The 21,473-nt window shown below is 62.6% G+C and carries 18 protein-coding genes; 8 read left to right on the top strand and 10 right to left on the bottom strand.

Translation table 11 applies throughout. From position 1 onward, the window contains the following. The first annotated feature begins 56 nt into the window (after nt 1-56). The 3 genes from GR167_RS06500 (at nt 57) to GR167_RS06490 (ending at nt 3,224) form a co-directional block, all read left to right on the top strand. Complete coding sequence (locus GR167_RS06500) at nt 57-1,034, top strand: ABC transporter substrate-binding protein (protein WP_160972600.1); 978 nt, start codon at nt 57-59, stop codon at nt 1,032-1,034. A gap of 83 nt (nt 1,035-1,117) precedes the next feature. Continuing rightward, nucleotides 1,118-2,164: an ABC transporter permease gene (locus tag GR167_RS06495; protein WP_160972599.1), complete on the top strand. Its 1,047-nt coding sequence runs from the start codon at nt 1,118-1,120 to the stop codon at nt 2,162-2,164. Between the two features lie 10 nt (nt 2,165-2,174). Next, nucleotides 2,175-3,224 (top strand): quaternary amine ABC transporter ATP-binding protein, encoded by a 1,050-nt coding sequence (locus tag GR167_RS06490; protein ID WP_160972598.1) that lies wholly within the window; start codon nt 2,175-2,177, stop codon nt 3,222-3,224. Nucleotides 3,225-3,309: 85 nt separating this feature from the next. On the opposite strand, the gene GR167_RS06485 is transcribed toward GR167_RS06490, so the two are convergent. Then, a complete protein-coding gene (locus GR167_RS06485; RefSeq protein ID WP_160972597.1) occupies nt 3,310-4,590 on the bottom strand; it encodes a DEAD/DEAH box helicase in 1,281 nt (426 codons plus the stop codon). A gap of 374 nt (nt 4,591-4,964) precedes the next feature. Continuing rightward, on the bottom strand, nt 4,965-5,633 hold the full coding sequence (locus GR167_RS06480; RefSeq protein WP_160972596.1) for a MerR family transcriptional regulator: 669 nt from the start codon (nt 5,631-5,633) through the stop codon (nt 4,965-4,967). A 164-nt stretch (nt 5,634-5,797) separates the two neighbouring features. Between GR167_RS06480 and GR167_RS06475 the strand changes: the two genes are divergently transcribed. Continuing rightward, entirely contained in the window at nt 5,798-6,220 is a 423-nt protein-coding gene (locus GR167_RS06475) for a hypothetical protein (protein ID WP_160972595.1), read from the top strand. Between the two features lie 135 nt (nt 6,221-6,355). Beyond that, complete coding sequence (locus tag GR167_RS06470; protein ID WP_160972594.1) at nt 6,356-6,955, top strand: hypothetical protein; 600 nt, start codon at nt 6,356-6,358, stop codon at nt 6,953-6,955. Between the two features lie 69 nt (nt 6,956-7,024). Here the strand turns inward: GR167_RS06470 and GR167_RS06465 are convergent, their stop codons facing one another. Both GR167_RS06465 and GR167_RS06460 read right to left on the bottom strand, forming a co-directional pair. After that, nucleotides 7,025-9,844 carry a P-loop NTPase gene (locus tag GR167_RS06465; RefSeq protein ID WP_160972593.1) on the bottom strand — a complete coding sequence of 940 codons (2,820 nt, stop codon included), beginning with the start codon at nt 9,842-9,844 and terminating at the stop codon, nt 7,025-7,027. 304 nt (nt 9,845-10,148) lie between these two features. Next, nucleotides 10,149-10,346 carry a heavy-metal-associated domain-containing protein gene (locus GR167_RS06460; RefSeq protein WP_370741257.1) on the bottom strand — a complete coding sequence of 66 codons (198 nt, stop codon included), beginning with the start codon at nt 10,344-10,346 and terminating at the stop codon, nt 10,149-10,151. 155 nt (nt 10,347-10,501) lie between these two features. On the opposite strand from GR167_RS06460, the gene GR167_RS06455 reads away from it, so the two are divergent. Together GR167_RS06455 and cueR are read left to right on the top strand one after the other, a co-directional pair. Next, the gene (locus GR167_RS06455) at nt 10,502-12,973 is read left to right on the top strand and encodes a heavy metal translocating P-type ATPase (protein WP_160972592.1); all 2,472 of its coding nucleotides are present in this window, start codon (nt 10,502-10,504) and stop codon (nt 12,971-12,973) included. Continuing rightward, nucleotides 12,970-13,365 carry a Cu(I)-responsive transcriptional regulator gene (gene cueR, locus GR167_RS06450; protein ID WP_160972591.1) on the top strand — a complete coding sequence of 132 codons (396 nt, stop codon included), beginning with the start codon at nt 12,970-12,972 and terminating at the stop codon, nt 13,363-13,365. The genes GR167_RS06455 and cueR overlap by 4 nt, the downstream gene beginning before the upstream one ends. 78 nt (nt 13,366-13,443) lie before the next feature. Here the strand turns inward: cueR and GR167_RS06445 are convergent, their stop codons facing one another. Genes GR167_RS06445 through GR167_RS06420 form a run of 6 tightly spaced genes read right to left on the bottom strand, consistent with a single transcriptional unit; the run spans nt 13,444 to nt 20,389 of the window. Then, nucleotides 13,444-14,430: an NAD(P)H-dependent flavin oxidoreductase gene (locus GR167_RS06445; protein ID WP_160972590.1), complete on the bottom strand. Its 987-nt coding sequence runs from the start codon at nt 14,428-14,430 to the stop codon at nt 13,444-13,446. Nucleotides 14,431-14,437: 7 nt separating this feature from the next. Further along, the gene (locus GR167_RS06440; RefSeq protein ID WP_160972589.1) at nt 14,438-15,208 is read right to left on the bottom strand and encodes an enoyl-CoA hydratase/isomerase family protein; all 771 of its coding nucleotides are present in this window, start codon (nt 15,206-15,208) and stop codon (nt 14,438-14,440) included. Between the two features lie 11 nt (nt 15,209-15,219). Then, on the bottom strand, nt 15,220-16,347 hold the full coding sequence (locus GR167_RS06435) for a CaiB/BaiF CoA transferase family protein (protein ID WP_160972588.1): 1,128 nt from the start codon (nt 16,345-16,347) through the stop codon (nt 15,220-15,222). Next, a complete protein-coding gene (locus GR167_RS06430) occupies nt 16,344-18,491 on the bottom strand; it encodes a 3-hydroxyacyl-CoA dehydrogenase NAD-binding domain-containing protein (RefSeq protein WP_160972587.1) in 2,148 nt (715 codons plus the stop codon). Before GR167_RS06430 ends, GR167_RS06435 begins: the two co-directional genes overlap by 4 nt. Before the next feature lie 11 nt (nt 18,492-18,502). Then, nucleotides 18,503-19,711 carry an acetyl-CoA C-acetyltransferase gene (locus GR167_RS06425; RefSeq protein ID WP_160972586.1) on the bottom strand — a complete coding sequence of 403 codons (1,209 nt, stop codon included), beginning with the start codon at nt 19,709-19,711 and terminating at the stop codon, nt 18,503-18,505. A gap of 18 nt (nt 19,712-19,729) precedes the next feature. After that, a complete protein-coding gene (locus GR167_RS06420) occupies nt 19,730-20,389 on the bottom strand; it encodes a TetR/AcrR family transcriptional regulator (protein WP_160972585.1) in 660 nt (219 codons plus the stop codon). A 204-nt stretch (nt 20,390-20,593) separates the two neighbouring features. Here GR167_RS06420 and GR167_RS06415 point away from each other — a divergent pair, with 204 nt between their 5' ends. Further along, the gene (locus GR167_RS06415; protein WP_160972584.1) at nt 20,594-21,469 is read left to right on the top strand and encodes a branched-chain amino acid ABC transporter permease; all 876 of its coding nucleotides are present in this window, start codon (nt 20,594-20,596) and stop codon (nt 21,467-21,469) included. The last annotated feature ends 4 nt before the right edge of the window (nt 21,470-21,473 follow it).

Raw genomic sequence — 21,473 nt, 5'->3', positions numbered from 1 at the left:
GGGTGGGAAATAATTCACAAAAAATCAATGACTTCATCCAACAAGGAGCTCTCCTTATGACAACGAATTTCCTGAAATGCGGCGCTGCCGCAGCTGCCATCGCCCTGTCCGCCGGTGCGGCATCGGCCGAATGCGGCGAAGTCACCATGACCGAGATGAACTGGGCGTCGAGCCAGGTGGTGACCAGCGTCGCCAAGTTCGTGTTGGAACAGGGCTATGGCTGCAAGGTCGACATGGTGCCGTCCTCGACCGTTCCGGCGCTGGCCTCGGTTGCCGAAACCGGCGAACCCGACATCGTGACCGAGCTGTGGATCAACGGCGCGCCGTCCTATGAGAAGCTGGAAGCCGAGGGCAAGATCAGCACCCTGACCGACGTTCTGTCCGACGGTGGCGTCGAAGGTTGGTGGGTGCCCGATTACATCGTTGCCGAACATCCCGAAGCGGGCACGCTGGAAGGCATCCTGGCCAATCCCGAGCTGATCGGCAACCGGTTCCACCAGTGCCCCGAAGGCTGGGGCTGCCAGCGCGCCAACGCGTCGAAAACCCAGGCCTTCGGCGTGGTCGATGCAGGCATCGAGGTGTTCCAGCACGGATCGGGCGAAACCCTGGCCTCGTCGATCGCGGCGGCCTATGCCAACAAGGAACCGTGGTTCGGCTACTACTGGGGTCCGACCGCGATCCTGGGCAAGTTCCCGATGGTGAAGATCGACCTGGGCGATTACAACGCCGAGGTTCACGCCTGTGACGCCGATCCCGAATGCCCCAACCGCGGCGTCGGCAAGTCGGAATACCCGGTCAGCCCGGTCAAGACCATCGTGACCAACGAATTCATGGAAGCGCACCCGGAAGAAACCGCGTTCATGAAGAACGTGTCCTTCACCAACGCGCAGATGAACGACATCCTGGCCTGGAAAGAAGCCAACACCGCCTCGACCGAGGAAGCGGCGGTCTATTTCCTGACCAGCAAGCCCGACGTCTGGGGCGGCTGGCTGAACGACGCGGCCAAGGACAAGCTTTCGGCGCTGCTGAAGTAACCGACCAAGTCAAAGGGCGCCCGCCGGGCGCCCTTCGCTTCTGCGGGGCAGCCCCGCCAAGAACGAACAAAAGGGGATAGGAAATGGCCGCTTATGATTGGCTGTTCGGCGCATTGGGCCTGAAGGACTGGTGTGAAAAAGACGCGTCCGGCGGTCCGATGACCATGGCGCAACTGCTGGCGAAATCGGGCAAGGATGGCGGCGGCGGCGAGGGCGCGCCGGTTTCCTTCTGGGACACGCCGTTCCCGTCGCTCGACACGTTGAACGAATCCTGTTCGTCGGTGGCGCGGACGCGGGACATGACCACCTGGGTGGAAAACCTGTTCCTGTCGGTCAAGGACCCGCTGAAAGTGGTGCTGGACCCGATTTCCCAACCGCTGAGCTGGGCGTTGGACGGGTCGCTGTGGCTGTTCCAGACGGTGCCGTGGTTCATCGTGATCCCGCTGCTGCTGCTGGCGGTCTGGGGCGCGTCGAGATCGTGGAAGCTGGTGGGTTTCGTCGCGATTTCCTTCCTGTTCCTGTCCTTCATCGACCATTACGTGCCGGCGATCCAGACCCTGTCGATCATCTTCGTCTGTACCGGGTTCAGCGTGCTTCTGGGGGTGCCGATAGGCATCCTGATGTCACGCAGCGACAGGTTCCAAAGGGTATCCTTGCCGGTGCTCGACATGCTGCAGACGCTGCCGACCTTCGTCTATCTGATCCCGCTGATCTTCCTGTTCTCGGTGACGGAATCGAAGCTCTACGGCATCGCGATCATCCTCTATGCCATCGTGCCGGTGATCCGGCTGACCGATCTGGGCATCCGGCTGGTCGATCAGGACGTGATCGAAGCCGCCGACGCGTTTGGCATGACCGACAAGCAGAAACTCTTCGGGGTGCAGATTCCGCTGGCGATGCCCAACATCATGGCCGGTGTGAACCAGACCATCATGATGAGCCTCGCGATGGTGGTGATCGCCTCGCTGGTGTCGGCCCCGGGCCTCGGCGTGCTGGTGCTGCGCGGCATCCGTAACCTGGAACTGGGCGTGGGCCTCGTTTCCGGATTCGGTATCGTGTTGCTGGCGATCCTGCTGGACCGGGTGACCAAGGCGTCGCTTGGCCGCATCAATACGGCCCAAAAGGACTGAGGAGAGGGACATGAGCAAAGAACCCAAAGTCTCGATCCGCGGGCTGTACAAGATCTTCGGCGACGACCCGCAAGCGATGCTGCCGCATGTCCATTCCGGCATGGGCAAGCCCGAGCTGCTGGAAAAGTACAACCACGTGCTGGGGCTGCAGGACATCAATGTCGACATGCAGGCCGGGGAAATCACCGTGATCATGGGGCTGTCGGGGTCGGGTAAATCGACCCTGATCCGCCACCTGAACCGGCTGATCGAACCGACCAGCGGCGAGGTCATCGTCGATGGCGAAAACGTGTTGGACTACGACGAGGAACAGCTGCGCAACCTGCGCCGCAACAAGATGTCGATGGTGTTCCAGAAATTCGCACTGCTGCCGCACCGCACGGTGCTGCAGAACGCGGGCATGTCGCGGCTGGTGCGCGGCGAGGACGAAGCCTCGGCCGAAAGCCACGGTCGGCCCTGGCTGCAACGGGTCGGGCTGGACGGCTACGAGGATCACTATCCGCACCAGTTGTCGGGCGGCATGCAGCAACGGGTGGGGATCGCCCGCGCGCTGGCTTCGGATAGCGACATCATGCTGATGGACGAAGCGTTTTCGGCGCTCGACCCGCTGATCCGCACCGACATGCAGGACCTGCTGCTGGAATTGCAGAAGGAATTGCAGAAGACCATCGTCTTCATCACCCACGATCTGGACGAGGCGCTGAAGCTGGCCGATCACCTGGTGATCCTGAAGGACGGCTACGTGGTGCAGCAGGGTGAACCGCAGCATATCCTGCTGAACCCCAACGATCCGTATATCGAGGACTTCGTCAGCGACATCAACCGGGCCCGGGTGCTGCGGGTGCGCTCGGTCATGTCGCCGCTGAACGGAGAAACCGAATTTTCCGGCGTGGTGGATGCGAACGACAACCTCGAAAAGCTGATCGAGCTGTCCGAGGGCGACACCTCGCATAACTTCAAGGTGCAGAAGGACGGTGAAGACGTCGGCATCCTGCACATGAAGGACCTGGTGCGGGCGCTGGTGCCCACCCGGGCGGCGGAAAAGGGCGCGGTGCGCTAACTACCCTGCCGGGGCAGATGCCAAAGAAAAACGCCAATGCTTTTCCAGCATTGGCGTTTTTTGTTTTCAGATCGCGGGTCCGGCGTCAGGCCGACTGCATCTTGGCCGCGGCGGGTTTGCCGCCCCCGCCTCTGCGCCGGCGGTTGCGATTGCGGTTGCGGGAATTTCCGCCCGGTTTCGCCGCGCCGTTCGCGGGTTTGGCGCCGCCGGGACGGCCGCCGTTGCCACCGCCATTGCCACCGCCCTTGCGCGCGGGCAGGCCGAAATCCAGCCCGACCAGTTTCTGGATATCGCGCAGGTAATCGTGTTCATCGGGCGCGCAGAAGGACACGGCGACGCCTTCGCGCCCGGCCCGTGCGGTGCGGCCGATCCGGTGGACATAGGATTCCGCCACATTGGGCAGGTCGAAATTGACCACCCGCGCCACGCCGGGAATATCGATGCCGCGCGCCGCCACGTCGGTGGCGACCAGCACGGTGATCGACCCTTCGCGGAACCCCTTAATGGCGCGGTCGCGCTGGCCCTGGCTCTTGTTGCCGTGGATCGAGGCGGCGTTATAGCCGTCGGCGACCAGTTTCTTCATCAGCCGCTCGGCGGTGTGCTTGGTGCGCATGAAGACCAGCGTCAGCGCGTCGGTGTCTTCCGATAGGATTTCGCGCAGACGGCCGGGCTTGTCGCCCTTTTCCATGAATTCCACCGACTGTTCGATCTTGTCGGCGGTCTTGCCCGGCGGGGCGACTTCGACCCGGCGCGGATCGGTCAGGTAGCTGCGGCTCAGCTCTTCCATCTGTTTCGGCATGGTGGCGGAAAACAGCATGGTCTGGCGCGGCGTGCCCAGCTTGGGCGCAATCCTGCGCAGCGCATGGATGAAGCCCATGTCCAGCATCTGGTCGGCTTCGTCCAGCACCAGGTACCGCACGGTCGACAGGTCCACCGACCCGCGATCCATCAGGTCGATCAGCCGCCCCGGCGTCGCGACCAGGATGTCGGTGCCGCGCGATAGCGCGTTGACCTGCCGGTTGATCGACTGGCCGCCCACGACCGTCATGATCTTCAGCGGGGTGTTCTGCACCATCGGGCGCATGTTGTCGGCGATCTGGCCCACCAGTTCGCGGGTCGGCGCCAGCACCAGCGCCTTGGCCGTTTTCGGCAACGGCTTGCCCGGTTCGTCCAGCAGCCGGTCGATCATCGGCAGGCCGAAGGCCAGCGTCTTGCCGGTGCCGGTCTGGGCCAGGCCCATGATGTCATGGCCGTCCAGCGCCAGCGGGATCGCCTTTTCCTGGATCTTGGTGGGTTGGGTGAATTCGGCGCGTTCCAGCGCCTTGAGAATCGTCGGCCCGAGGCCGAGCGAAGAAAAGTCTGACACGTAATGTCCTTTCAGGGCGCGCAGACGTCCTCGGACGGCCCGGCGCCGGGTTTCTCATGCCGCACGCGGTGCGACATCAATCGGGGTTCGGCGGTGCCTCGAAATCGCACGGGCGCTTCCCGTGTGACCCGGCCCGTCCGGAGAACCCTGCGTGATGGGAACTGGTTCATCGCTGGTGCGCCCGAGGTCGATCCGACCCGGCGCGGCATGCTCACGCGGCAGCGCAGCGATACCGCCTATCTAGGGATTGCAGCGGTAAAGTCAAGCGCACGGATGCGCCGGTCGTGAGGTAGTTTCAGCCGTCGATGCTATGGAAACTGGCATGTCACTGATTCTGACAAATCACCGGTGACGCTATTCTGGGGCCAGTCGGTCTATGTCTGGCCATGCGACAGTCTCCGAGCCTTTGGTGCCTCAGCTTGATCCGTCGAAAATCTGAAAGTGACAAGAGGTCTTTGCGCACGTATGGCGATCCCGCGTCCCGCTGCCACAAGGTCGATACAGGAAAAGTACTCGCTGGCTTCAGAGTTGATCATGTCGTTAAGATCGCCAATCCTTTCGAAGGCAGAGCCGTGCACCGACACAACATAACGCCTTTCGTCTTTCGGCTCGATCACTGATCGTGCCAGATCGAAAGAGTCGTCAAATTCACGGCGCATGACGTCAACTTCTGACGGTGGCCCGAGGAATTCGCAGGCCCCGTCGACGGAAAGTGTTGCGAAGAACAGTAGGTCAGGAGCTAGGTCGCCTGCAAAGTGCGCCGCGTGAGAGGGGGCCATGCCCAACTTAGAAAACGCGTACAGCAAATAAATACTAGCTATCTCGTTCGCGTCGTATTTAGCCCATCGCCCTTTCTCCTTCTCGGGGAAATAACCTCTTTGCCTCCAGAGACGCAGCAACGCCTGCGGCAACCGTGTTATCTCCAAAACCTCTTTGGCTCCGAATGTTTGAAACTCGACGCTCCAACCGCTTCTCAGCTTCATGACGCCTTCCCCTGTACGTTTGGTTCCTTTTTGCTTTATAGCAGAGATAAAACGTTTCATCGATATTAAAAACGTTGCACTGATACGCTTAATGAGATACTCGACTGCGGGGCGCATAAAGTCTTGGAGTAAAAGTGAACCGGCTGAGTCAAGAAACGAGGGAAGGAATCGTTCACTCACTGGTCGAGTGCGCTTCGCAACGATCATGCGAGCGTCGCTACAAGGTGAGCAACAAGACTGTGGCGAAACTCGCCAGTGATGTTGGCGAAATGGCCATTCGCCATATCTCACGGACTCGTAGGCTACGAGTGCGCCAGATTCAGGCGGACGAGCTTTGGTCTTTCGTGAAAGTGAAGCAGAAGAATGTCGCGCGGCAGAAGGTACAAGAGGTCGGCGCAGGCACGGTATGGACCTACCTCGCTATCTGCTCCGACACCAAGTTTATTGTGGGTTATCGACTGGGTGCTCGGAAGCTAGCGGACGCACGCGCGTTCTATCAATCGATTAGAGACAAGCTGGAGGTCGATGAGAATGGCCAACTCACTCAGAGGTTGGAGATTCTGACGGACGGCTTGATGGCATATGACGAAGCGGGAGAGATCGTTTTCGGAGACGAAGCTGACCGAGCAATGCTCATCAAGCAGTAAAGCCAAACCAACGAGGCGGGCGAACCGACGCCTGCAAGCCGCTATCAAGGGGCCGAGCGCAGGGTCATAGCGGGCGACATAGAGGAAAAGTCGATCACAACGTACGCGGTCGAACGCTTCAACCTGACCCTTCGGATGTTCAACAAGAGATTCACGAGGAAGAGCAACGCGTTCTCGAAGAAACTCCGACATCACGAACGCGCCTTGGCCTTGACGATCATGTATTACAACTATTGTTGGCTCCCATATCCCAAAACACGGATTTGCAGAGAGATCGGGGAAGTGCTGAAACAGAAGCAGGCGACACCAGCTATGGAGATAGGCCTAACGGATCGGGTCTGGGAAATCTCCGATTTGCTGGAACTCACAGACGCCTACCTGGCGGACGTCAAAGCCAGCGAACGTAGTGCATCTACCGACCTAGTGGCTGGACCGACGGTCGACAATGGGCAGGAAGCGTTCTGGGTCTATTCGAGCGAGCAGCACAATTTCGCGAAGATACACACAGCAGAGTGCGTGAACTGCAATCAAGGGACTGGTCGCGGTGGCGGCGGTGCAAAGTATGGCAAGTGGCATGGTTGTGAGACGCTGGAGGAGGCAACCAAGCTGGCCGAGCACTTGCAACCGCATGACAATTCGATCTGCAAGATGTGTCTCGGCTCGTACCGAAAGTCCGGGTACAGAGGTCCTAGCGCGGCACCCAATCGGAACCCTTCCCGCAAACTTCTGAACTAGACACGGGCCAACTTCGAAGTCAGTTCGTAACATCGATGTTTCCCAAAAAGTTCCGGGAGATCGGTCAAGCTACGGCTTGTCGAGGCACTCGCGCAATCGCTTGAAGGTGAGCCGTCCGTTCTTCTGCAAGTTCCGGAGCAGGGCATCATCGAGTTCCGCGTGCGCCGACTGAGCCGCCTCGCTGAGCCACACCAGTGCTTCGTCGTTGTCCGCTGGTACGGGTGTACCTGCTTCATCCAGTTCCGATTGGTGTCGCTCGAAATAGCCAGCCGCTCGTGGATCGGGATTGGTCTGCCAGCCGAGATGAGTGGCTGCGCGCCGTCCTTTTGCAAAGGCACTATCGGGAACTCCCGACAGGAGGTTCTCGAAAGCCACCCCAAGCCCCGCACAGGACAGCTTCGCTCGCTCAAGCGTGACCTCTGGCGGCAAACTGTCGGACAGCGAGAACGCTGCCAACCATGCGCCTGCAAGCGATCCTTGTCGCGTCCGCAGGTTTCCGGCGCATGTGCTCCATTCGTAGAAATAGCCCCGAATAATCCGAAGGAGGTCTTGCTTTCCCCTCGCGGTTTTCAGGCGGTCTGACATCTCTTTGCAGGCCTCGGCGGGCCTTCCAGATAACCGCAGTGCACGCGCGAGATCTACGACTACGCCGAGCCACTCGGGTTGATGCTTCACGGCAGCATAGGCGGCTTCGACAGCAATTGCGCCCCGTCGGTCATCATCCAATCCAGATGGCAGACTCCGTTTGAGACGAGACCCCGCGTGGATTATCCAATTGAAGCACTCACCAATGTCTTTTTCCTCTCGTCCGAGCCGAGCAATGTGTTCGACAAGCGCATCCCAAATGTCTTCAAGGTTCGAGCCGAAGCGTGTTTCTGAGGCGACCGTGACCGCCTCGGCAACCCGCCTGTGCCGCGTGAGAATATGACCCCGGCTTTCTGCTGCGCCGAGTTCGCGCCCAAGCTGGCCCGTGATCACCGTCGACACGCGATTGACCGGCAAGTCGCAGATCGACGCGAGAACTCTTTTCTCAAGTCCCGGCATCCCTACCGCATGACAATTCGCAACGTAGAGCAAGGCATCGTAGAGAGTGCCCGTTCCGCCATCGATGTCCCGGTCGCGTAGCGGCTCCATCAGTGTAACGACGTGGTCTAGCAGTGCTGCTGCCGAGAACCGAGTGTCGAGCAAGCCACCGAAGAAACTGCCGTCGCCAGCTTTGACATCTTGTGCCCGCGTCGCCGCAACGAGTTTCTTAATGCGCTCATCCCGGGATTTCTCGGACATCAGCCCCCGTAGACCAGCATCACCCTGTTCGCTCCAAGCGTCGACGACAAGTTCCGCGTCGCCTTCGTTGATGCCGCCCAACACGAGATCATCAAGACGAGTCAGCCGCCCATTCCAACCCTTTTGGTCACCCTTTTCAGCAATCCAGTCGGCGTCACGCGCGGCCAGCAAGAAAGTAACGTTGTGCCGTCCAGCGTCGTGCATGCGAACGGCGCATTCCCAAAGATCGCTGATCAGCCCCTCTGCGTCATCAGCAACCAGCACCCAGCGGTGAGCCGGATCAAACGAGGCGACGACGTCTGGATTCAGACCAGCATCGGTGGAAGGGCGATGCAGCACGATGCAGTCGCGTTCCGTTGCCGCCGTAACCGCCGCTTGCAACAGAGCCGTCGACTTACCTTCACCACCTGCCGCGCGAACCACTTGCATGGTGCAGGCGGCGGTGTTGGCAAGCCCTTGATCGATCCTTTCGACAAGCCTCGCGGTCTGACTCAACCTTGGGATCAGGGGGCTGATCGCGTGACGTAGTGTTGGGATCGCCCCGTCAAAGAAACGTACAGCTTCGTCGCCAGTCAGGGGGGTGAGGTTGTCGAGGCGTTCTGTCGTGATCACTTCCCACCCGGCCAGCGGTGAACTTTCGATTGCCGAACGTGTCGGGGTATCGAACCCAAGATCAGCGATCAGCTCGTCGAGGAAGGTGTGACAGTTGACGCCGTGGAAGAACGTGATCCGCCCTTGCTGGATGCCGCCTTTGAATTTCTCAAACAGAGCCGCATTTTGCTCGCGAATTTCAGCCGGGCTATTGCCGTAGAAGCACCATGTAACGGTTCCACTGAAAGTGTCTGTGCTGAGGCAGTTGGCGAGCGCTGATGTGAAGATGTCGTCCCAGCCGCTGTAGGCCATGACGACAAGATTAGTTTGGTTCAGGTGTTTTTCCAAGGACGCTTGAAGCTGCTGCCGCTTCGCCTCAAGCTGCTCGGGGCTATGCAGCGTAGGCGAGTTTCGCCAGTAGCCATGCAGGTGGAAGATGTTCACCTCATCACGGGCGACACTGATTGGCGCATTTAAAGACCCTTCCAATGGAATCGTGTAGGGTCGGTAACGGATGCCCTGCTGTTGCAACGCAAGCCCAATCATAGGGTCAAAATTCGTGGTGAAGACTGGTCCCGGAAACCTGTTCGGATCGAGCTTAACTAAATGCGCAAGCCCGCGTTGGCCGCGAGAGAGGTCCCAGTCATTCGGATCGCCATCAAAATCTGCTGTTGGATCAAGAACTGGAGAACCCGGCTTTCGGGCAGACAAGACTGCGTCTTGGACGATTTCTGAGACCACATCGGCGTCGAAGACGGTATAAACGAAGGACATCGCAGCTTGGTATTGTCCCGCTGCTCCAGCACCTTCCAATCGCTTTTCCAAGTCCTCCGAGTAGCTGCTGCCTTCTGCTGCAACCCTTTTGCGTATGAGTTCAATGAAGCCGCCGACGGGGGGAACACCACGTCCCTCATCCCATGAAAACGGAGCACCAACCAAGAAGCTCGCAGGCTTCCCCGTTGTGCGTTTTAGTTTCAGCTTCAAGGTCGAGAGATCGTGGATTTCTGGTGTCATACGTTGACATATGGCACGGGCGTCGCAGGTAGAATAGACCCCTTTGAGTTGTAGGCCTGCCTTTTTATGGGGTAGCGTTGTGTTGGTATCCGCAAATCTGATCCCGATTGTCAGCTTGAAACGCGTGTATGTTAATTAGGGTGACAACGAATTCACTGGCCGAGCTTGTCCTGTCAGAATCAGTGACATGCTAGTTTCCATAGCATCGACGGCTTAAACTACCTCACGACCGATGCGCCGGGTGATGAGGCTATCCGACTGGCCCGGCGCGGTTTTCGCGCTAGGTGTCAGAGAAGGCCCGGCCTCATAGAAGGTTTGCCTCGAATCCCGCCGACTTGATCGCCGCCAGCAGCGCATCGCTTTCGTCGGCGCTGTCGATTTCCACCTGCCTGCTGTCCAGATCGAAGATCAGAAGCGCGGTGGGGTCGGCCGCCTGGACCGAAGTTTCGATTTTCGCAGTGCAATGGCCGCAGCTCATTTCGGGGACATGGAAGGTGATCACGTTCTAATTCCTTCGGTTTGCCCCGATTGATTGGGCCTTCCCGCGGGGGAAGGTCAAGAGGGGCGGGGGGATTTCGATAAAAATGATGCTGCAGCCTTGACCTTCCAGTAGATGGAAGCACCATCTGCCCTGTCAGGACCAGAAGGAACCACGCCATGACCGATCAAACCCTGCCTGACGAAACGCTGCGATTACCCGTCACCGGCATGACCTGCGCCGCCTGCGTCGGCCGGGTGGAAAAGGCGCTGAAGGCGCTGGACGGGGTCGAGACGGCCAATGTGAACCTCGCCAGCGAGACCGCGCAGGTTCGTTACCACGCCCCCGCCACCCCCGCCGGGGTGGTGTCGGCGCTGGACAAGGCGGGCTATCCGGCCCGGCAGACGGAGCGACAGTTGCGCATCACCGGCATGACCTGCGCCTCCTGCGTCGGTCATGTCGAACAGGCGCTGTTGGGCGTGCCCGGCGTGATGTCGGCGCAGGTGAACCTGGCCACGGAAACCGCCCGGGTGAGCCTGCTGGACGGGGCAACTGATCCCGCCGCGCTGCTGCGCGCGGTGCACGACGCGGGATATGAGGCGGAGTTCGCCGAGGACGCGCCGCCGCAGGAGGAAAACCGCAAGGAGGCCGAGGCGCAGGCGCTCAGGCGCAAGCTGATTTTGGCCGCAGTGCTGGCTCTGCCTGTTTTCATCGTCGAGATGGGCGGCCACCTGATCCCGCCGTTTCATCACTGGATCATGGCGACGATCGGGCAGCAGACCAGCTGGCTGATCCAGTTCGCCCTCACCTCGCTGGTGCTGATCGGGCCGGGGCGGGTGTTCTATGCCAAGGGCTTCCCGGCGCTGCTGCGCGGCGCGCCGGACATGAACGCGCTGGTGGCGATGGGCACCGCGGCGGCCTACGGGTTTTCGCTGGTGGCGACCTTCCTGCCCGGGCTGCTGCCCGCCGCCAGCCGCGCGGTGTATTACGAATCCGCCGCCGTCATCGTGGTGCTGATCCTGATGGGCCGCTATCTGGAAGCCCGCGCCAAGGGCCGCGCGGGTGCTGCGATCCGCAAGCTGATCGGGCTGCAGCCGAAACAGGCGCGGGTCGAACGGGATGGGGCGGCGGCGGATATCCCGCTGGCCGAGGTGGTGCAGGGCGATATCGTCCTGACCCGCCCCGGCGAAAGGATCGCGGTCGATGGCGAAGTGATCTCGGGCGAAAGCTATGTCGATGAAAGCATGGTGACGGGCGAACCCATCCCGGTCGCCAAGCACCCCGGCGATCTGGTGACCGGCGGTACCGTCAATGGCACCGGCGTCCTCCGCTTCCGCGCCACCCGGGTCGGCGCCGACACCATGCTGGCGCAGATCATCCGCATGGTCGAGGAGGCGCAGGGCGCCAAGCTGCCGATCCAGGCGCTGGTCGACCGGATCACCATGTGGTTCGTCCCTGCCGTCATGGGCGTCGCGGTGCTGACCGTGCTGGCCTGGCTGGTCTTCGGCCCCGCCCCGGCGCTGACCCATGCCCTGGTCGCCGGCGTGGCGGTGCTGATCATCGCCTGCCCCTGCGCGATGGGGCTGGCGACGCCGACCTCGATCATGGTGGGGACGGGGCGGGCTGCCGAATTGGGCGTGCTGTTCCGCAAGGGCGACGCGTTGCAGGCGCTGCAGGGGGGCGAAACCGTGGCGCTGGACAAGACCGGCACGCTGACCGAAGGGCGCCCGGTGCTGACCGATCTGCAGGTCGAAGCGAGCTTCGACAAGGACGCCGTGCTGCGCCAGATCGCGGCGGTCGAGGCGCAGTCGGAACACCCCATCGCGCGCGCCATCGTGGAGGCGGCGGGGCCGGACCTGCCGCGGGCGGAAAAATTCGGATCGGTCACCGGCTACGGCGTGATGGCCACGGTCGAGGGCCAGCGGGTGATGATCGGGGCCGAACGGCTGATGACCCGGCGCAAGATCGACACCGCACCGCTGCAAGCGGCGGCGCAGGCGCTGGCCGAACAGGGCAAGACGCCGATCTTTGCCGCCATCGACGGGGACCTCGCCGCGGTGCTGGCGGTGTCCGACCCGATCAAGCAGACCAGCCGCGACGCCATCGATGCGCTGCACGGTATGGGCCTCAAGGTGGCGATGGTGACGGGCGACAACCGCGCCACGGCACAGGTCATCGCGGCTCAGCTGGGCATCGATCACGTGGTGGCCGAGGTGCTGCCGCAGGGCAAGGTCGAAGCGCTGGACAGCCTGCGCGCTTCCGGCCCCATTGCCTTCGTCGGCGACGGCATCAACGACGCCCCGGCGCTGGCCCATGCCGATATCGGCATCGCCATCGGCACCGGCACCGATGTCGCCATCGAAAGCGCCGACGTGGTGCTGATGTCGGGCGACCTGACCGGGGTTGTCACCGCCTTCGACCTGTCGGCCCGGGTGATGCGCAATATCCGCCAGAACCTGTTCTGGGCCTTCGGCTACAACACCGTGCTGATCCCGGTCGCGGCCGGGCTGTTCTATCCCGCGCTCGGCTGGCAGCTGTCGCCGATGCTGGGGGCCGGGGCGATGGCGATGTCCAGCGTCTTCGTGCTCGGCAACGCGCTGCGGCTGCGCTTCGCCGCGCCCCGTCTGAGCCAGGGAAAGGAAATGGCATGAATATCGGTGACGTCGCCCGCCGCTCGGGCCTGCCTGCGAAAACCATCCGTTATTACGAAGATATCGGGCTGATCACGCCGCTGCGCAGCGCCAACGGCTACCGCACGTTCCGCGACAGCGACCTGCACAAGCTGGCCTTTCTGGGCCGCGCCCGGGCGCTTGGCTTTTCGATCGAGGATTGCCGCAACCTGATGACGCTTTATGAGGATCAAAGCCGCGCCAGCGCCGATGTCAAACGCATCGCCAGCGATCACCTGGAAAAGATCGACGCCAAGCTGGCCGAGCTGCAGCAGATGCGCGCGACACTGGCCAACCTGGTGTCCTGCTGCGCCGGCGACAACCGCCCCGATTGCCCGATCCTCGCCGACCTGGCGACCGATCCGGAACACTGACCTGCCGTTTCATCTTGGCCCAAATACCTCGGGGGGAGCTGCGCAAGGCGCAGCGGGGGGCAGCGCCCCCCATCCCCCTCACCGATAGCGCGCCACCTGACCCGACAGCCGCTCGAAGGCGGCGAAATATTCGCCCGCGATCCGGTCCACCAGCTTTGCCGCCGGAACCACTTCCTTCACCGCACCGATGCCTTGGCCCGATCCCCAGATTTCCTTCCAGCTCTTGGGCTTTTCCCGGCTCTCGCCGAAATTCATCTTCGAGGGGTCCGAGCGTTCCAGGTTCTCCGGGTCCATCCCCGCAGCCGCGATGGAGGGTTTCAGATAATTGCCCCAGACCCCGGTGAACAGGTCGGAATAAACGATGTCCGACGCGCCGCTTTCGACGATCATCTGCTTGTAGCGGTCCTCGGCATTGGCTTCCTCGGTGGCGATGAAGGCCGACCCGGCATAGCCGCCATCCGCGCCCATCGCCTGCGCCGCCAGCAGCGCATCGCCGGTGGCGATGGACCCCGACAGGAACAGCGGCCCGTCGAACCAGGCGCGGATTTCCTGCACCAAGGCCAGCGGCGACAGCGCACCGGCATGGCCGCCCGCACCGGCGGCCACGGCGATCAGACCGTCGGCGCCCTTTTCGATGGCCTTGTGGGCGAAGCGGTCGTTGATCACGTCATGCAGGGTGATGCCGCCGACCGAATGGGCGGCCTCGTTCACCTCGACCCGGGCACCCAGCGAGGTGATCCAGACCGGCACCTTGTGCTTGACGCAAATCTCGATATCGCGCTCCAGCCGGGTATTCGACCGGTGCACGATCTGGTTCACCGCGTAGGGCGCCGCCGGGGTGTCGGGGTTGGCCTGATTGTAGCGGTCCAGTTCCTCGTTGATCCGGGTCAGCCAGGCCTCCAGCAGGATCGGATCACCGTCCTTTTCGCGCGCGTTCAGCGCCGGGAAGGACCCAATGATGCCGGCCTTGCACTGGGCGATGACCAGATCGGGGTTGGAAATGATGAACAAGGGGCTGCCGATCAGCGGGATCCGCAGGTTTTGCAATTGGGCGGGCAGGGTCATTGGGGTCTCACTTGCCTTGGAAGTCTGGTTTGCGTTTCTCGATGAAGGCTTGCACGCCTTCGCGGAAATCGTCCGTTTGGGTCAGCACCTGCTGTTCGCGCGCTTCGGCGCTGAAGGCGTCGCCGAAGGACCCTTCGCCGATATTGCGCAGGATGCGCTTGGCCGCCTGCGCCGCCAGCGGCGCGGCATTGGCGATGCGCTCGGCCAGGGCGCGGGTCTCGGCCTCAAGTTGGTCCTCGGACACGATCTGGTTCACCAGCCCGTATTGCAGGCAATCGGCGGCGGGGATCTTCTGCCCCTCAATGATTGCCTGCAGGGCGCGGTGATATCCCATCCCCTTCAGCAGCAGCCAGGTGTTGCCGCCATCGGGCACCAGCGAAATCGCGGCAAACGCCATGTAGAGCGACGCGTTGTCGGCCATCGTCACCATGTCGCAATTCATCGCATAGGCCGCGCCGATCCCGGCAGCCGATCCGTGCACCTGCGCGATCCAGATCTTGGGCGACTTGGCGATGCCTTCCAGCGACGGGCGGTATTCGGTTTCCAGCATGTTGTCGGTCCGGGGCGGCAGCCCGCCCTTCAGGTCGGCCCCGGCACAGAAGCCGCGGCCTTCGCCCTTCAGGATCACCACCCGGATCGCGTCGTCGGCGTCAATTTCGGCCACCGTGTCGATCAGCGCCTTGCGCATGTCGGCGTTGATGGCGTTGAACGCCTCGGGACGGGTCAGGGTGACGGTGGCGATGGCCCCGTCACGGTCGATGCGGATCACGTCGCTCATGTCTTTCCTCCTCAGGTCAGCACACCGCTGTCGCGGAGGCTGGCAATCGTGTCGGCGTCATAGCCCAGTTCGGCCAGAACGCTGTCTGTATCGGCGCCGGGGGCGGGCGGGGTGCCCACCGGGCCCGGCGGGGTGCGGTCGAAACGCGGTGCAGGGGCGACCTGCATCACGCCGCCCACATCGGTGAAAACGCCGCGCGCCTGCATATGCGGGTGGTCGGGCGCTTCGCTCCAGCTCAGCACCGGGCCGACGCAGGCATCGGTGCCGTCGAAGATTTCCACCCATTCGTCGCGGGTCTTCGCCGTGAACACCTTGGCATAGCTGTCGCGCCGCTGCGCCCATGACGTTTCGTCATATTGGGTCGCCTTGTGATCCTCGGACAGCCCGGCCAGATCGACCAGTTGGGCGAAGAATTGCGGCTCCAGCGGCCCGACCGAGACGTATTTGCCGTCGGCGCATTCGTAAGTGCGGTAGAACGGCGCGCCGCCGTCGAGCCAGTTGCTTTCGCGTTCCTCGCCCCAGCGGCCGCGCGCGATCATCGAATGCACCAGCGCCAGCAGCGCCGGTGCCCCGTCGACCATCGCTGCGTCGATCACCTGACCCTTGCCCGAGCTTTGCCGTTCGAACAGCGCCGACAGGATGCCCAGCAGCAGGAACATCGTGCCCCCGGCGTAATCGGCGGCGATGTTGAGCGGCGGGATGGGCGGTTCGTCCTTCTTGCCAATGGCGTTCAGCACCCCGGTCAGCCCGAGGTAGTTGATGTCATGCCCCGCCATCTGCGCCATCGGCCCGGTCTGGCCCCAGCCGGTCATCCGGCCATAGACCAGAGCCGGATTGCGCGCGTGGCAAACCTCAGGCCCCAGACCCATCCGTTCCATCACGCCGGGGCGGAAGCCCTCGATCAGAACGTCCGCACCCTCGATCAGCCTCAGCGCAGCTTCGATCCCTTCGGGCGTTTTCAGGTTCAGGGCGACGGATCGCTTGCCCCGGTTGTTGATGTCGGAGGGGTCGGGCTTGCCCGATTTGCGGGTGATCAGAGTGACCTCGGCACCGAGGTCGGACAGGAACTGCCCGGCCAAGGGGGCGGGGCCGAGACCTTCCATCTCGACCACCTTCATGCCCTTTAGCGGTCCGCTCATGCCGCGACGGCCTGTTTGTCGCGCAGGATGTCGAAGGCGCTGGCGTCGAGTGCAAAGCGTTCGCCAAAGCGATCCGCCAGGTCCGCCGCGCGGGCGGCGAAGGTATCGATTCCTAGCCCTCGGATGAACTGGATCGCGCCGCCGGTATGGGCCGGGAAACCGATGGCGAAGATGCCGCCAAGGTTGGCCTCCACCTCGGTCCGCAGCACGCCTTCATTCAGGCAGCGCAGGGTTTCGATCGCCTGGCGGTACAGCAGCCGGTCGATGGCGTCCTCCATCGAAATCTCGGCATTGCCCTTGGCGAACTGATCCAGCCCGGACCACAGCGATTTCGAGCCGTCAGCGGCGTATTCGTAGAAACCGCCGCCGTAATGCCGCCCGCCGCGGCCCTGTTCGATCATCGCGTCGACGATGGGATTACCGGCCTCCATGTCGATGGAGAACCCGTTTTCCACGCCAAGCCGCTTGTCCAGCGCCTCATGCGTCTTGCGGATCTTCTGCGACAGCACCAGCGAGGTTTCGTCATGCACCGCGAGCGGGCCCACCGGCATACCGGCCAGCCACCCGGCGCGTTCCACCGCGACCGGGGCCATGCCGTCGCGCATCAGCGCCATGCCTTCGTCGAGATAGGTCGAGAACACGCGCGAGGTGAAGAAGCCCCGTTTGTCGTTCACCACGATGGGCATGTAGCCGATCTGCTGCACGTAATCGTAGGCCTTGCGCAGCGTTTCCTCGCTGGTCTTTTCGCCCAGGATGATTTCGACAACCTTCATCTTGTCCACGGGGCTAAAGAAATGCAGCCCGATGAAGCGGCTCGGGTCGGGGCAGGATTCGGCGAGGATCGAAATCGGCAGGGTCGAGGTGTTCGACCCGTAAATGCCGTTTTCGCCCAGCATCTTGAAGGTTTCGGGGATGACCTTTTCCTTCAGGGCGATGTCTTCGAACACCGCTTCGATGATCAGGTCGGTGCCCTCGAAGGCGCTGTCCTCGGTCGCCGGGACGATCTGCGACAGCAGCTGATCCTTCTTGGCTTCATCCATCCGGCCGCGCTTGATCCGCTTGTCGGCCAGCATCGCGGTGTAGGATTTGCCCTTCTCGGCCTTGTCCATCTCCATGTCCTTCAGCACCGAGGGCAGGCCCGCATTGGCATGGGCCCAGGCGATGCCGCTGCCCATCATGCCGGCGCCGAGGATGGCGGCGGATTTCGCCTGCCAATGATCGCCTTCGGGCCGGACCTTGCCGCCCTTGATCGCCTGCATCCCGAAGAAGAAGGTGGTGATCGCCGCCTTGCATTCCGGCGTCACGGCCAAGGCACAGATGCCCCGGCTTTCGTTGCGCAGGGCCGCGTCATAGCCCATCCGCATCGAATTCACCGCGATGTCGAGGATCTTGGCGGGGGCGGGCAGCAGGCCACGGGTTTTCTGGTACAGCACCGCCGGCGCGGCCACCGCGATCTGCCGCACCTTGGGGTGCAAAGCGTCGCCGCCGGGATAACGGAACCCCTTCTGGTCCCATGCTTGCGTGTGGGCATCCGGGTTGGCCTTGATCCACGCCTTGGCGGCCGGGATCAATTCGTCGGTGCTGCCGACGACGGCATCGACCATGCCCTCGGCCAGCGCCGCTTGCGGTTTCACCGGCTTGCCCTCGGTCAGGTGCGGCAGCGCCTTCTCCAAACCCAGCAGCTTGGTCAGCCGCACCACGCCCCCGGCGCCGGGCAGCAGGCCCAAGGTCACCTCGGGCAGGCCGACGACGGCGCCCTTCACATCGGCGATGATGCGGTGGTTGCAGGCCAGGCAGAGCTCATAGCCGCCACCCAAAGCCGCGCCATTGATGGCAGCGACGACCGGAACGGGCAGCTGTTCCAGCTCGCGATAGGGGCGCTTGTTTTCTTCGATATAGTGGAAGGTCTCGTCATCCGCCTTGTCGATCCCGAGGATCAGCCCAAGATCGCCACCCGCGAAGAAGGTTTTCTTGGCCGAGGCGAAGACGACGCCTTTCAGGACGTCCTCGGCGCGCAGCTTGCTCAGAACCTCGTCCATGCCCGGAACGTAGCGTTCGTTCATCGTGTTGGCCGACTGGCCCTGCATGTCCATGGTGACGGTCACGATGCCGTCGGCATCCTTTTCGTAAATGAAATCAGTCATGTCCGTCCCCCTCAGACCCGTTCGATGATGCTGGCGATGCCCATGCCGCCGCCGACGCACATGCAAATGAGCGCGCGTTTCTGACCCCGCCGTTCCAACTCGTCCAGCATGGTGGACACCAGGCAGCCGCCGGTCGCGCCCAAGGGATGCCCCATGGCGATGGCGCCGCCCACGACGTTCAGTTTTTCGTCCGGCACGTCGAGATCGCGTTGCAGCCGCAGCGCGACGGAGGCGAAGGCTTCGTTGATTTCCACCAGGTCGATGTCGTCGATGCTCAGCCCGGCCTTGGCCAACGCCTTTTGCGACGCCGGGCCGGGGCCGGTCAGCATGATGGTCGGGTCGGTCGCGGTCAGCGCGATGGACACCACGCGGCCGCGCGGGGTAAGGCCCAGGTCCTTGCCCGCTTGTTCGTTGCCCAGCAGCACCAGCGAAGCGCCGTCGACAATGCCTGACGAATTGCCGGGCGTGTGGACGTGATCGATCCGTTCCACATCGGTGTATTTCGCCAAGGCCACCGCGTCGAAGCCCATCTTGCCGGGCATGGCGAAGCTGGGTTTCAGCGAGGCCAGCGTCTGCATGTCGGTGCCCGGCTTGATGAAATCGTCCCGGTCGAGGATAACCACGCCGTTTTCGTCCCGGACCGGCACCACCGAGCGGTCGAACCAGCCGCTGTCGCGGGCATGGGCGGCGCGTTTTTGCGATTCCACCGCGAAGGCATCGACATCGTCGCGGCTCCAGCCTTCGAGCGTGGCGATCAGGTCGGCGCCGATGCCCTGCGGCACGAACCCGGTCTGGATCGAGGTTTCGGGGTCTTCGGCGAACGGCCCGCCATCGGCGCCCATCGGCACCCGGCTCATGCTTTCATAGCCGCCGGCGCAGACCACGTCTTCCCAGCCGCTGGCGATCTTGGCGGCGGCGGTGTTGAACGTGTCCAGGCCGCTGGCGCAGAACCGGTTCAGCTGCGCACCGGGGACGCTTTCGGCCCATCCGGCCTTCTGCAGCGCCACCTTGGGCAGCACCGATCCCTGTTCCATCACCGGCGTCACGCAGCCCAGCATCACGTCATCGACGCGCGAGGTGTCCAGATCGTGGCGCTGCTGCATTTCGTTCAGCAGCGTGGTCACCAGGTTGATCGGCTTCACCTCGTGCAGCGACCCGTCCTGCTTGCCCTTCGATCTGGGTGTTCTGATCGCGTCATAGATATAAGCGGTTTCCGCCATCGGGTTCTCCTCCAAAACCTAGTTTGATCCGGCCATCGCCTCCGGTCCGGTCAGCCCCTTTGCCACTTCCGAAAAGTCCAGCCGCGGCAGCGGGTCGAAATCCACGGATGCCAGGCGGCGCGCTTCGCGCCGGCCGATTCCCATTGCCCGCAGATATAGTTCCGCGATTTCCGAACCGGACTTGCGCCAAGTCACTGTCCCTTGCAGCACCTGCGAAATCGATCCCATCATCGCGCCGCCGCCCAGGGTGGTGACCGAATGGATCTGGTAGGCCGGGACATCGAAGCGGCCGATGGCCAGCCCCTTGCGGATGATGTCGGCCGGTTCCATCGCCCAGAACTTGCCCAGCTGCGGTTCGGTCATCGCGAACAGCGCGATGAACCGACCCCAGTCGGGTTCGTCATGCACCCGCCTTATCTGTTGCCGGATCAGGGTGGCGATCCGCAGGGCGGGGTCTTCGTCCTCATCGAGGCTGGCGCGCACGCTGTCGCGCAATTCCTGGAAAATCATCCGGCTGGTGATCTGGAACAGGTCATCGGGATTGGTGACGTTGTTGTAGATCGTGCCGCGCGACAGACCCGCCTCTTTCGCCAGATCGCTGACGGCGATGTGCATGGTGCCTTGGCGGGCGAACAGCCGCATGGCCGCGTGGATGATGCGGGATTTGACGGTTTTCATTGGGGGTCAATCATCGTTGTTGACAGAAATTGAACACCCGTGTTTAGCTGAAGTCAACAGCGTTCATTCGGTCGAGGGAGGAGACGGCATGGATGCGTACTGCACCCGGGGGGAACTGCCCCCGGCCCCCCGTTCGTGCGGGGAAAGGACCGATGTCCTTTTCGGTCAGTCGCCCGCAAGAGGCGCGGCCAGAAAGGGGCAGGGATGGAACTGATACAGCTGATTATCGGTGGTGTCGCCACCGGCTGCGTCTACGGGTTGGTCGCGCTTGGTTTCGTGCTGATCTACAAGGCGACCGAGGGCGTGAACTTCGCCCAGGGCGACATGATGATGCTGGGCGCCTTCGTGGCGCTTGGGCTGGTCAATGCCGATTACTGGGCGCTGCCCTTCATCCCCGGAGTGATATTGGCCGCCGCGATCATGGGCGGGGTCGGCTACGGCGTCGACCGTTTCGTGGTGCGGCAGATCTTCGGCCAGCCGCAATTCGCGCTGGTGATCCTGACCATCGCCATGGGGTTCGTGTTCCGCTTCGCCGCCGGCGCGATCTGGGGCTTCACGCCCTTGGTTCTGGAAACCCCGTTTGCCGGCAAAAGCCTGCATTTCGGCGGCGTCATTATCGGCTATGAAGATTTGGTCACCATCATCGTCACCGGCTTGTTGACGCTGGGGCTGTGGCTGTTTTTCCAATACACCCGGATCGGACTGGCGGCGCAGGCGGCGTCGCAGAACCAGATGGCGGCCTATATCGTGGGCGTGCCGGTGCGGCGGATCAATTCGACGATCTGGGCGCTGTCGGGCGTGGTGTCGACCATCGCGGGGGTGCTTTACGCCTCAAAGGGGGCGATTGACCCGAATATCGGGCTGTTGGGGATCAAGGCCTTCGCGGCGGCGGTGATCGGCGGCTTCGGCAGCCTGCCGGGCGCTTTGCTGGGCGGTATCCTGATTGGTGTGGTGGAACCGGTGGCTGCGCGCTACCTGCCCGGCGGGATCAGCCAGATGAGCCCCTATATCATCATGCTGGCGGTGCTGGTCACCCGGCCGAACGGGCTGTTCGCCCAGATCTACGCGAAAAAGGTCTGAGCCG

The sequence above is a fragment of the Thalassovita mangrovi genome, assembly GCF_009857745.1.
GTDB lineage: Bacteria > Pseudomonadota > Alphaproteobacteria > Rhodobacterales > Rhodobacteraceae > Thalassobius > Thalassobius mangrovi.
The sequence above is the reverse complement of the archived record's forward strand: the minus strand, read 5'-3'. Positions and strand labels throughout refer to the sequence as shown.